Origin of the sequence: Bacillus sp. WMMC1349, from assembly GCF_013155385.1 — a bacterium.
In the GTDB taxonomy this organism is placed as follows: domain Bacteria; phylum Bacillota; class Bacilli; order Bacillales; family Bacillaceae; genus Bacillus.
The window spans coordinates 764,727-777,183 of sequence record NZ_JABJUQ010000007.1 but is presented as its reverse complement, the minus strand read 5'-3'; the positions used below and the strand labels follow the sequence as shown (position 1 = coordinate 777,183).

At 39.9% G+C, this 12,457-nt stretch carries 12 protein-coding genes; 5 read left to right on the top strand and 7 right to left on the bottom strand.

The window, feature by feature from the left end:
* Positions 1 to 38 precede the first annotated feature (38 nt).
* The gene (rlmD, locus tag HOO54_RS06305) at positions 39 to 1,430 is read right to left on the bottom strand and encodes a 23S rRNA (uracil(1939)-C(5))-methyltransferase RlmD (RefSeq protein ID WP_172293487.1); all 1,392 of its coding nucleotides are present in this window, start codon (positions 1,428 to 1,430) and stop codon (positions 39 to 41) included.
* Between the two features lie 17 nt (positions 1,431 to 1,447).
* Positions 1,448 to 2,311, bottom strand: a complete 864-nt coding sequence (locus tag HOO54_RS06300; RefSeq protein WP_172293485.1) for a DNA-3-methyladenine glycosylase family protein — start codon at positions 2,309 to 2,311, stop codon at positions 1,448 to 1,450.
* A gap of 114 nt (positions 2,312 to 2,425) precedes the next feature.
* On the opposite strand from HOO54_RS06300, the gene corA reads away from it, so the two are divergent.
* The gene (corA, locus tag HOO54_RS06295) at positions 2,426 to 3,385 is read left to right on the top strand and encodes a magnesium/cobalt transporter CorA (protein ID WP_172293483.1); all 960 of its coding nucleotides are present in this window, start codon (positions 2,426 to 2,428) and stop codon (positions 3,383 to 3,385) included.
* A gap of 52 nt (positions 3,386 to 3,437) precedes the next feature.
* On the opposite strand, the gene HOO54_RS06290 is transcribed toward corA, so the two are convergent.
* The 3 genes from HOO54_RS06290 to HOO54_RS24135 form a co-directional block, all read right to left on the bottom strand.
* Positions 3,438 to 4,541, bottom strand: coding sequence for a glycerol dehydrogenase (locus HOO54_RS06290; RefSeq protein ID WP_172293481.1), 1,104 nt, complete (start codon positions 4,539 to 4,541; stop codon positions 3,438 to 3,440).
* A gap of 99 nt (positions 4,542 to 4,640) precedes the next feature.
* Positions 4,641 to 5,432: a delta-lactam-biosynthetic de-N-acetylase gene (gene pdaA, locus HOO54_RS06285; RefSeq protein WP_172293479.1), complete on the bottom strand. Its 792-nt coding sequence runs from the start codon at positions 5,430 to 5,432 to the stop codon at positions 4,641 to 4,643.
* A gap of 187 nt (positions 5,433 to 5,619) precedes the next feature.
* Complete coding sequence (locus HOO54_RS24135; RefSeq protein ID WP_253907627.1) at positions 5,620 to 5,775, bottom strand: SE1561 family protein; 156 nt, start codon at positions 5,773 to 5,775, stop codon at positions 5,620 to 5,622.
* 164 nt (positions 5,776 to 5,939) lie between these two features.
* Between HOO54_RS24135 and yfkAB the strand changes: the two genes are divergently transcribed.
* The gene (gene yfkAB, locus HOO54_RS06280) at positions 5,940 to 7,061 is read left to right on the top strand and encodes a radical SAM/CxCxxxxC motif protein YfkAB (RefSeq protein WP_172293477.1); all 1,122 of its coding nucleotides are present in this window, start codon (positions 5,940 to 5,942) and stop codon (positions 7,059 to 7,061) included.
* A 199-nt stretch (positions 7,062 to 7,260) separates the two neighbouring features.
* Here the strand turns inward: yfkAB and HOO54_RS06275 are convergent, their stop codons facing one another.
* On the bottom strand, positions 7,261 to 8,049 hold the full coding sequence (locus tag HOO54_RS06275; protein WP_172293475.1) for a YfkD famly protein: 789 nt from the start codon (positions 8,047 to 8,049) through the stop codon (positions 7,261 to 7,263).
* 161 nt (positions 8,050 to 8,210) lie between these two features.
* Between HOO54_RS06275 and HOO54_RS06270 the strand changes: the two genes are divergently transcribed.
* Positions 8,211 to 9,389, top strand: a complete 1,179-nt coding sequence (locus HOO54_RS06270; RefSeq protein ID WP_253907626.1) for an MFS transporter — start codon at positions 8,211 to 8,213, stop codon at positions 9,387 to 9,389.
* Positions 9,390 to 9,562: 173 nt separating this feature from the next.
* Here the strand turns inward: HOO54_RS06270 and HOO54_RS06265 are convergent, their stop codons facing one another.
* Positions 9,563 to 10,366, bottom strand: coding sequence for a YihY/virulence factor BrkB family protein (locus HOO54_RS06265; RefSeq protein WP_172299401.1), 804 nt, complete (start codon positions 10,364 to 10,366; stop codon positions 9,563 to 9,565).
* Positions 10,367 to 10,835: 469 nt separating this feature from the next.
* Here HOO54_RS06265 and HOO54_RS06260 point away from each other — a divergent pair, with 469 nt between their 5' ends.
* Positions 10,836 to 12,194 (top strand): alanine/glycine:cation symporter family protein, encoded by a 1,359-nt coding sequence (locus tag HOO54_RS06260; protein ID WP_172293471.1) that lies wholly within the window; start codon positions 10,836 to 10,838, stop codon positions 12,192 to 12,194.
* A gap of 53 nt (positions 12,195 to 12,247) precedes the next feature.
* Positions 12,248 to 12,448, top strand: coding sequence for a DUF1128 domain-containing protein (locus HOO54_RS06255; protein WP_271340548.1), 201 nt, complete (start codon positions 12,248 to 12,250; stop codon positions 12,446 to 12,448).
* Positions 12,449 to 12,457 lie beyond the last annotated feature (9 nt).

The window sequence follows — 12,457 nt, the reverse complement described above, 5'->3', positions numbered from 1 at the left end:
TCAGGAAACCTTTTGTTTTATGAGCAATCTCAGCCCTACTAATTATCCACCCTTGACATCAACGCCACGCACTCCACATGCGCCGTCTGCGGAAACATATCAACAGGCTGAATGTATTTGACATGGTAATCCTTCGCCAAATACTGCAAATCCTTTGCAAGTGTCGATGGATTGCATGAGACGTATACGAACCGCTTTGGCTTCACTTGTTTGATGGTGTCTAAAAAGGTGCGGTCACATCCGGTTCTTGGTGGATCAACGATGACAACATCGGGTTTGAAGCCTTCGTTTGTCCATTTGGGCAACCAGTGTTCGGCTGTGCCTGTGACATAGTGAGCATTTTCGATGCCGTGTTTTTTAGCATTTTTCATAGCGTCGGCGATCGATTCTTTAATAACGTCCATGCCGCGGATTTCTCCTGCTCCCTCTGCGATCCACATACCGATTGTGCCGACACCGCAGTAAGCGTCAACGACTTTTTCACTGCCTGTTAGTTGAGCGGCTTTTTTCACTTCATCATAAAGTTTGACTGTTTGAATTGGATTAAGCTGAAAGAAAGCGCGGGCACTTAGCTCAAATGAAATATCTCCAAGCACTTCCTGGATCACTGTGCTGCCTGCTAAAAGTTTTGTATCATCCCCAAAGATAACCGATGTCTTCGCTTTGTTAACGTTTTGAATGACTGAGGTTACTTCAGGTAGACGTTTTTTAATTTCTTCAGCAATTAGCTGTTTGCGTGGTAAATTCTCTTTAGCAGTGACGAGCACAACTTGGACTTCTCCTGTCTCAAAGCCGGTTCTTGTCACAATCGTACGTACATCTCCTGTTCGTTTACGCTCATGATAGACGGTAATACCAAAGTCTTCGAGAATTTGTTTAACTGTTTGAGTTGTTTTGTTTGTCGCTGAATGCTGGACAATACATTCTGAAATGGGAACAAGGTGGTGCGAGTCGAGTCCGTATAGACCGGCAATCATTTTTCCCTTTTTTAATCCGAGCTGGAATTGGCTTTTATTCCTGTAGTGCCACGGATTTTCCATTCCGATCGTTGGTCTAATCTCCAATTGATCCACCTGAAAACGAGTGTGGCGCTCAAGCGCTTGCATGACGATATCGCGTTTTTCTTTTAGTTGCTGATCATAAGCGAGATGCTGCAGCTGACAGCCGCCACACTGCTCATAAATGGTACAAGGCGGTTTGACACGGTGTTCTGAGCGTTTGCGAATGTTCTTCACCCGTCCTTCAGAAAATTTCGGATGAACTTTTGTCGCTTCGACAACGACTTCTTCACCTGGCAGAGCTCCAGGAACAAATACAACCTTCCTTTTAAAATAGCCGACTCCTTCGCCATTAATGCCGAGGCGTTTAATTGTAAGGGGAAATTGCTGTCCAACTTTTAATTCTGCCGATCCATTACTTTCACGTTTCACTCATATTCTCTCCATTTCTACTCAATGCTTCTCCACAAATACATCGAAGCATAACTTAAATAAGGCTGCCATTCTTTACTCAAAGTAAGCATATCTTCTTTTGATGGCTTAGTTTGTAAACCAAAATGATGTTTGATCGCCCTTTGGATTCCGATATCTGCTAATGGAAACAGGTTGGGGCGACCAAGTCCGAACAACAGAACGTTTTGCACAGTCCAAGGACCGATCCCTCTGATCTTCACCAGCTTTTCCATGATTTCTTCATCTGATAATAGAGGAAATTCATCTAGATTTAACTCCCCTGCAGCGATCATTCTTGATGTATCAATCACATATTCCGATTTTCGCATACTAAACTGGAGTTCTCGCAAGTCGTTGTAATCAAGCTTTGCAATTGTTTCAGGAAGCGGATAAAACCAGATACCATCCTGTTGTTCACCAAAGGCATGCACAAATCGTTCCGTTAATCGATAAGCGAATGCCAGATTTAACTGTTGATGTATGATGCATTTCATGAGACAGTGATATAATTGAAAATCAAGAACAATTGGTGTTCCTCTATGTTCTTTAAACAATACCGACAAACTTGTTTTTGAAAAATGATGCATAACAGGTTGAAGACTTTCTTCCCACCTGAAAATCCGGTTCACTTCTTTTAGCATTGCTTTCTGCTCTCCATGACCACTGACGAGAAATTCCGGATGGTCTACCGTTCCAGTTGCTTGAACCGTAATGATACAAGGTTGTTTCTCTTCATTGCGAAGCGGCAGTTTGACTTCCCGCTTTTCAAGATCCACTGCATGAAGAGGGTCAAGAGACAGCCTCTCTAACACACGATCGAAGTGATAAGGGGGTGACACACTTACAGTTTCTTTCCACATTGCTTTCCATTCCCTTTCTTGTTTGTCCACAGTATACCATGTTTACTTTTCATTTATAAAACGAATCATTTTTCTTTAGCAGCAGCATGCTATGATAAGGGTGGAGGGTTGCCAATGTATAAACATATTGCCATAACAAAAGACGGACAGCTTCTATTAGATGTTCCCACAGAAAGGCTGACAGCTGAAGATATCGAATGGTATTGGACAGACTTTGATCAGGCAACAGATGTAGAAGCTTTATTATTACATAGCCATTTTCATTTTCATCCATTATCAATTGAAGATTGTTTTCACCATTTACAACGACCAAAGCTTGACCAGTATGAACATTATGCATTTTTTGTGATTCACGCTTTAAATCAAAAAACATTAGCTTCTGAAGAAGTTGACTTATTTGTTGGAGACCGTTTTATTGTTACGTTTCACCTTCACGCATCACGAGGTATAGAAAAGGTGAGAAAACAAGTTTTAGAAAATCAAGATTTGTGGACTAAGGGTCCAAACCATATCGCCTATATGGTGATGGATCAGCTGGTAGACGAGTATTTTCCAATCCTCTATCAAATTGAAGACCGGCTCAATGAAATCGCTGAAAGTGATAGTCGAAAAACGTTTGGGACACTGATCAATGAAGTGTTTGAAATTAGAAGCGATCTTCTCAAGCTGAGGAGAACGATTATTCCAATGCGTGACTTGCTATATCGGGTTTTAAACATTGAACCTTTAAAAGAAAACCGGGAACGCAAAGCTTATTACAGCGATATTTATGACCACCTTCTGAAACTCACAGAAATCGTTGAAAATAACCGGGACATGACAGCTGATTTACGAGATAGCTATCAAACATTAAACTCCAATCGGATGAATGCCATTATGATGACCCTAACGATTGTATCAACAATTTTTATCCCGCTGACATTTATCGTTGGTGTTTATGGAATGAATTTTGAAAACATGCCGGAACTTCATTGGCATTATGGGTATTATTTTATCCTCGGATTCATGACCATTATTGTTGTCGGCATGATCATGTGGTTCCGTTACAAAGGTTGGTTTCATATTTTTAAATAGTCCATAAAATAAAGCCAATGAAGAAAAACTCCATTGGCTTTCCGTATTGTCATCAATCTTGATAAGTCTCAAGAATCGCATTTGCAGCAACAATTGCATTATAGACATCTTCAGGTGTAACAGGAAATGGCATATTGCCCATTGTATCATCCTCTGCACAAGCCATCTCTGCAACCTTTCGCCACTCTTCCTCAACAAATTCTTCGACTCCCAAATCTTTTAATGTAAGCGGGAGACCGACTCCTTTAACAAAGCCAATAACTGTTTCTAATTCTTCTGTCGGTACATTTTCTAAAATAAGCTGAGCCATTAGACCGAAAGTGACTTTTTCACCATGTTGGACCTTATGTAATGCAGGAACAGCTGTCATAGCGTTGTGAATGGCGTGTGCTGCAGCGAGTCCACCTGATTCTGCACCAACACCACTTAAATAAATGGTGGCTTCAATCGTATCTTCAACAGCACGTGTTGCTACCCCTTTTTTAACAGCCTCCATAGCTTTCACCCCGTTTTCTAAAAGGGTATCATAACAAAGGCGGGCAAGCCCCAGAGCTGTTGTTGAAGGTTTCATCAATACAAGGTTGTCCCCATTTGCTTTAAAGCAAGCACGAGCTTCAAAATATGTAGCTAAAGCGTCACCAATTCCAGCTGCAAAAAAACGTGCTGGAGCTCCTGATAAAATGTCAATATCAGCAAGTACAACATCAGGATTTGTTGGCAAAAATAAATAGCGGTCAAATTCCCCAGATTTTTTATAAATGACCGCTAATGCTGTACAAGGAGCATCTGTGGAAGCGATCGTTGGAAAAATGGCAACCGGCAGTTTTTCATAATAAGCAGTAGCTTTTGCCGTATCAAGTGTTTTTCCACCACCAATCCCAATGATGATGTTTGCACCTGACTTACGAGCAAGCTCACGGTTGCGATCGATTTCTTCTTGTGTGCATTCATAATTAAATTTTTCAAAGACCGCTTGATTACCGGCTTTTTCAATTGACTCACCGGCCTCTTTTTGTGCTCGTTCTAAAATAAACTCGTCACAAATAACATATGCCTTATCACCAAAGTCTGAAATATAATCATTCAAATTTGCCAGCAGTTGTTTTCCCGTAATAAATTTTTTTGGTGATGTAACCGATCTTACTAAATTACCCATGGTAATTCCCCCTTCAATTAACATGATAACCCTATTTTCCTTTTAAATCTAGTAAAAATTTAACAATACAAAAACCCCGTAAAATGACCGGGGTTTACATTAAAGTGTCTTTAGAATCATATGTTTTTCAAACATCAGATCATCGAGGCTTTTAAATCGATACCCTTCTTTTTTTAAGTTAGTGATCGCTCGATCAAGAGCTTCCGCATTGTCTTTTGATACTGTATGAAGCAAATAGATCGCTCCAGGGTGAACTTGTTTGATGATGTGATCATAGGCATATTTCCAACCTTTTTGCTTATTGATTTTCCAATCTACAAAAGCAGCTGACCAAAAAACCGTTTGATAACCAAGCTTATTCGTCTCATTCAGAACCCTTTCACTAAAAATTCCACGCGGCGGTCGTAAGTAAAGGTTGTCATGTTTACCTGTAATTTTAAAAACTTCTTCAGTAACCGAGTCCAATTCTTCTTTAATCATGTCACTTGATTTCGTTGTTAAATCTGGATGGTGAAACGAATGGTTGCCAACAATATGGCCTTCCTCAGCCATTCGTTTGACAAGTTCAGGTTGATCTTTGACAAAATGTCCTGTTACAAAAAAAACAGCTTTAACGTTTTGCTTTTTCAATACATCAAGTATCTGTTGTGTGTATCCATTTTCATAACCGTTATCAAACGTTAAATAGACAGCTTTTTCTTTTGTGTCACCTAAATATATCGCATTATAGCGATTTAAAAGATGGTTTAGTTCTTTTCCCGCATCAGCTGGCTGATGGTGTTTGCTTTTGGAAAATCCCCAGTGAATCGCCTTATTGGAGATCGCTTCAGCATGACTTGTAAAAGCCAGCATCATGAGCAACCCGCAACATATAGTACAGATTCGGTTCATGGTATCGCTCCCAGTTTAGTTTTTTCTTATTTTTTAAAAGAGCTTTGTTTTTCATACCATGTAACACCTGGAAAAACAAAAAAAGGGGCTGTCGTGAAAGTCGTGTGAATGAATAAAAATTGGGGATTTTGCTCGCTTTCCGCAGGAGTCTAGCAATTCCCCCTGATTTATGTTGAAAAAGGACTTTTTAGACAGCTCCTCGCTTCCAATCTTTTTTATAGCGTTTGTATTTAGCCTCCAGTTCATCAAACATACAGATCAGTTTGTCAATATCTTCAATATCCGTCACTTCTGGATCTAAAGAATCAATAATAGACATAAATATATCTAACCTGCTTTTCAAGTCATTTACTTAGAGTATTCTCCATCATTATCCTCCTTTTATATCATAGTCAACGAAGCGGTATTTGTTAATGATCATCACTTGCGGCTTTTACCAGTTAAGGTCTAAAATTAATAGTTGGGCTATATTTAATATGTGCTAACGATAAAGGAGTTAGATATGTCATGAAACAAAAATTAAAAGTCCGTCCAATCACTCCTGATTATGATCCGTGGGAAGCGTATTTGGATGTGGATGAATATGGAGATATAGAGCTGACGAATATCGAATTGACAACGACAACTCTTTGTAATATGCGTTGCGAACATTGTGCTGTCGGATATACACTTCGGCCGAAAGATCCAAATCCTCTGCCTCTCAGCTTGCTTTTAAGACGGCTTGATGAAATTCCACATCTCCGTACCTTAAGCTTAACTGGCGGTGAACCGATGCTTTCGTTAACATCTGTGAAGCAATATGTCGTACCTTTATTAAGATATGCACATGAGCGTGGGATCAGGACACAGATCAATTCTAATTTGACCCTTGATATCAACCGCTATGAGTGGATCATCCCATACTTAGATGTTCTTCACATTTCCCATAATTGGGGAACAATTGAAGACTTTGCCGAAATCGGCTTTGCAATGATGGAGAAAAAACCGACTTTTGCCCAAAGAGCACGATATTTTGAAAAAATGATTGAAAACAGCCGGTCATTGGTTGATGAAGGCGTCATGGTGTCAGCAGAAACAATGCTAAATAAACGAACACTCCCTCATATAGAACATATTCATAAGCAGATTGTTCACGATATGAAGTGTCAGCGCCATGAAGTACACCCTATGTACCCAAGCGATTTCGCAAGTAACCTAGAAGTGTTAAGTTTAAAAGAATTGAGAAACGCAATCCACCATCTTCTTGATGTACGGGATCAACACACATGGATGTTGTTCGGTACATTGCCGTTTTATGCATGCAGTCCTGATTATGAAGACCAACTTCTTTTAAAAAGGTTGTATGAAACGGAAAATGTCACTGTCAGAAATGATCCTGACGGACGTTCCCGTCTCAATATTAATATCTTTGATGGTCATATTATTGTGACTGATTTCGGTGATACACCACCACTAGGCAATATTCAAACAGACAGCCTGATGAGTGCATATGCGAAATGGAGAAAAACAGAGCTTGCTAAATGTCTGAACTGCCATTGTTCAAGCGTCAGATGTCTCGGACCTAATGTATTGGTTAAAAACAGCTATTACCAAGATATTGATTTTTCTTCTCGAAAAGCGAGAATATAGGGAAAAAAGGAGCTGTCTAAAAAGTCCTTTTTCAACATAAATCAGGGGGAATTGCGAGACTCCTGCGGAAACAGCGAGCCAGGCGAGACCCAAGAGGAGCAAGGAACGAGCTCCGAGGAGGCTCGCGGATCGCCCGCGGAAAGCGAGCAAATTCCCCAATTTTTATTCATCCACACGACTTTCAGGACTGCCCTTTTCTCTATCGAGATTGATTCAGTTTAAAACCCATTGTCAAATGATCCTGAACAGGAATCCAAGCCCCGATCCCCTGTGATGTAATATTTTTAACGACAAGTTTTCGTTTATTGCCTTTTAAGACAAGATAGACTTCCCCATATGTGACTTTCCCTTTTTCATTAACAGCAGGAGCAAAGGCATTCAAGACCCCAAGTTTTTTCGGTGATACTTTATAAGTTTGATCGCGTTTTGTTCCCGCCCCCACAACTGTTTCAAAAGCGAGTGGCAGTTTCGTTTTTTCCATTGCTTTAAGCATCATCATGTTTTTCACATCTTCAGCTTTTGGCACTTTTGCTGTTAATCCGCCTTTAATTTTGCTTGTTTTTTCTTGTGAATAGGTAATTTCGGCAGTTGATTTTCCACTCCTGTTGTCATAGCGATTCATATTAATTTTTTGGTATTCCCAGTTGGCAACAGTCTCATTAGAAGTATAACTCAGCGCCCATCTTCCTAAATATATTGTCGCTCTATACCCAATCGCAAGCGGAGTCCCTGATATGCTTGATTCATTTAGCATTTTAATCAGATGTGGATTCTCAATCGCTGTATCAGATGTTTCGAGAAGCTCTTTTGCCAATTCGCTCGGCTGCAATCTCGGCTGATCCTGAGAAGCATTGGGATATGTGTTTTCTTTAGAAATATTGGTGACAGAGTTTGGTACTTTCATTGCCTTGGCTGCAACAGCTTCCTGTACAGCGAAAAAACTAAAGGATAAAAACGCAATAAGCGTAAAATACAAAAGCTTTTTCATACGATCACTCTTTCTATATCTTTTTCTTTAGTGTTTACTGTAGTTAGTCCCTTTATCCAACTTTTTTCAACCACTTACATATTTTCAATATAAAAAACATCTTGCCTGTCAACTTGATAACGTTATACGATCAATGGAGGAACTGGATAAGGAGAATGAGCATGTCTAGATTTCACTTTTTCATACTTGTGTTGATTGTCAGTATTTCTGGATTTTCTCAAGGGATGCTTTTACCAGTCATCTCGATTATTTTTGAACAGGAGGGTCATTCGGCAACTTTAAATGGCATTCATGCGACAGGTCTTTATATTGGCGTTTTGGTCGCATCGCCATTTATGGAGGCACCGCTGCGAAAGCTCGGATTTAAACCGCTCATCATGTTCGGCGGAATGATTGTGGTTGCCAGTTTATTTAGTTTTGTGTTGTTTAAGTCTTATTTAGTATGGTTCTTTTTACGGCTTATCATTGGCATCGGTGATCATATGCTTCATTTTTCAACACAAACATGGGTCACGACCTTATCATCTAAAAAAAACCGCGGGCGGAATATTTCGTTATATGGTCTGTCCTTTAGCTTAGGATTTGCAGCAGGACCTGCTTTAACACCGCTTATTAACATGATGCCGTCACTGCCATTTATCATTTCTGGTGCGTTTAGTCTGTTCGCCTGGTTGTTTGTCTTTTTTTTAAAAAATGATTTCCCCGAAAATAGTGGCTCTGAAAGCAGAACTGACAACAGTTTAAAGCGATTTTACCAAGCCTTTTTGCTTGGCTGGGTTGCTTTCTTACCGACGTTTGGTTATGGGGTTTTAGAAACGGTGTTGAACGGAAACTTCCCTGTATATGCACTCAGGTCAGGGATTACTGTCGAAGGTGTATCCATTATTTTACCTGCCTTTGCAATTGGTACAATTGTTTTTCAATATCCACTTGGCATCATCAGTGATAAGTTCGGCCGCGGAAAGGTTCTTCTCATCATTTTGGCAATTGGAGCAGGAAGTTTTTTCATTGCAGGTTTCACTGACTCCATTCTAGTTATCGCTGCATGTTTTTTTATAGCGGGAATGGCAGTCGGATCGACTTTTTCACTCGGTATTAGCTTTATGGCCGATTTGTTGCCAAAGCACCTTCTTCCTGCCGGCAACCTCATGTGCGGAATTACATTTAGCTTCGGTAGTATTTTTGGTCCAACTTTAGGTGGTTGGTATATGCAAACATTTGAAAACGGCAACCTTTTATTTTTTATTACATTTGTGATGATTTTAATCTGGAGTGGGGTTTTTATTGGGAAGAGAAATGAGCAAAAAAACGCGGCAAACCAAATAGAGTCGTCTGTCTAAATGACAAACGACTCTATTATGTCAGAATGCCTTAGTGATATCCATTTTGACCGTTGGCACTTCCGCTCGTTTTATGATTAGAACTTTGTTTTGAATTTTGTTTATTGTGGCTTCCGCCTTTTTTCGTATGCTTTGTCATGATAATCCCTCCATCTGAACTTTAAAGTTCTTGTTTAGGATGCACGATGGGCCGAATTTTTATGTAACAGCGCATTGATCTCTCCCCCTAGAATGATCATCATCCCACTTAAATAAAACCAGATCATTAAGACAATGATTCCGCCGAGGCTTCCATAAGTAGCACTATAATTGGCAATTTCACTGACATAGTACGAAAACAATATACTGACGACAATCCAGCCAACCGTTGCCGCACACGCGCCTGGAAAGACAAATTTAAACGACAACCGTTCATTTGGAGCAAAAAAATATAGAGCCGTAAACACAATGAACAAAATAAGCGGGCTGATAATCCAGCGAAGCGCTGACCAAGCCGTCAAAAACATGGCAGGTGTACCGTCAATACTGGCAATAAAATCACCGATTGCCCTTCCGAATACCGGTAAAAGCAAAGCAATTAATATGGTAATGACCATTGCAACAGTCAGAAGGAGCGATGTCAGACGAATCATAAGAAAAGAGCGGTTTTCCTTCACTTCATACGCATGATTAAATGCACCGACAATTGCACCTATTCCATTTGAAGCCGACCATAATGCCGCAATAATCCCAAAAGAAAGCAATCCTCTGTTCCCGGTGTTCAAAGTCTCATTGATGACAGGCATGGTCCCTTTCGGGGCGTATTGCTTAAATACGGCAATGATGTCCTCCTTTTGAACTGGTAAATAACCTACTAATGTAATTAAGAATATCATGAATGGAAAAAGAGACAGAAGAAAGAAATAAGCAAGTTCAGCTGATTTGCTCGGTCCTTCATGAAATAGAAATCGTCCTGTAAGCTCTTTTAAAAAATTGATCACTTTTCCTCACTCCAAACGCTGTCTGTTTCTTTTAGAGACATGATCTCTTGTTTCTTCGATTCATTTGATCATCTTTGGGATTACTTCTTTCAATTCTTTTATTTGTTGATTTCATCTGAAACCGATCTGATTTTCTGCTTTATACAATTGGTGAGTTGATTTTGGAAGCGGCGGACTTTGTCTGTATAGGTTTAAAGCACGGGCTTTTCTTGTTGACTTATGAGTGAGTGACATGGTGACACCGACAGATGCATCCCAACAGAATATTTCTAATAATCATACGATCAACTTCATAACAGATCTCTCCCCTTTTACCATCTTTTCCCCTTATCCAGAAAGAAAAACATCTTTATTAGGTTTTGTTATTTTTCAACTTTCGAAAAAAAATATGACAATTCTATTGACAAATCTCACGAACTTTCAGAATATTCTAGTTAGACATATCAAAAAGGGGGATTTTTCACCTATGAGTTATATTTCAAATCTCGTTGATCAAATCAATGGCTTTTTATGGGGACCTCCGCTTTTGATCCTCATCGTTGGAACAGGTATTTTTTTAACATTTAGGCTGATATTCTTACCTATTAGGCTGTTGCCTTATTCCTTAAAACTTGCCTTTTCCAAAAATCAGGATAAATCTTCTGAAGGTGATATCTCTCACTTTCAGGCTTTAATGACCGCTCTTGCTGCAACCGTTGGAACTGGAAATATTGTTGGTGTTGCTTCTGCGGTTATTGCCGGAGGACCCGGCGCTATTTTTTGGATGTGGTTAGCCGCATTTTTTGGGATGGCTACAAAATATGCTGAAGCCGTTCTTGCTGTCAGGTTTCGAATCAAAGGTAAAAACGGTGAAATGTCAGGTGGTCCAATGTATTATCTGGAACACGGGCTAAAACAAAAGTGGCTAGGCGTGCTATTTGCCATATTTGGGGCGTTTGCGGCTTTCGGAATCGGAAATATGGTTCAAGCCAATTCTGTTTCAGGTGTTATGGAATCCACATTCTCTGTACCAACGTGGGTAACGGGTATTATTGTGACAGTATTTACTGCCCTCGTTATTCTTGGAGGAATTAAATCCATCGGAAAAGTCACTTCTTTGTTTGTACCGATCATGGCCTTATTTTATGTCATCTCCGGTCTGATCATTATTATTTCAAACTTTGAGCTTGTCCCCGGTGCAATCAGTTTGATTTTTTCTGACGCCTTTACCGGTCAGGCAGTAGCTGGAGGTGCAATTGGAACCGTCATTCGCTGGGGTGTTGCAAGAGGTGTGTTTTCAAATGAAGCCGGTCTTGGCTCTGCACCAATTGCTGCGGCGGCTGCAAAAACTGATATGCCTGCTCGACAAGCGCTTGTGTCCATGACTCAAGTATTCATTGATACACTGGTTGTCTGCTCGATTACAGGTATTTCAATTATTATGGGTGACATGTATACCTCAGAAAAAAATGATGCCTTGACATCGTTAACTTTCGGACATTTTCTAGGACCGGCCGGGTCAACAATTGTCGCAGTCGGCTTACTGTTATTCGCCTATTCAACAATACTTGGGTGGTCTTATTATGGAGAAAAATGTTTTACTTACCTAGTCAATGAAAAATATGCATTTTTCTATCGGATGATTTTTGTGATTGCCGTATTTTTTGGAGCGATTTTTAAAGACAGCTTCGTCTGGGCTCTTGCTGATATGTTAAACGGCTTGATGGCTATTCCGAACTTAATCGGGCTCATCGGGTTAACAGGAATTGTTGTCTATGAATCAAAACAAGTCGTTGCTAAAATCAAAGCGGAAAAACAGGCGAAACAAAATAATCTTTCCGCATAGTGAAATTTTGTTACAATAGAAGCTCCTACATTTTCTAGAAAGGAAGTGCTTCATTGTCTGATCTGAATAAAATGATTGATGAGATCTCACAAAAATTGAACATGCTGAATATTGGTGTGATAAAAGCTGAAGACTTCAGCGATGAAAAGCTTGAAGATCTAGAATATTTGCATCAAATGATTATGAAAAAGAAAACTTTCAGCCCAAGTGAAATGCGAGCGATTGCCGAGGAATTGGCAGCATTGCGCAAGTAATCATCGTTA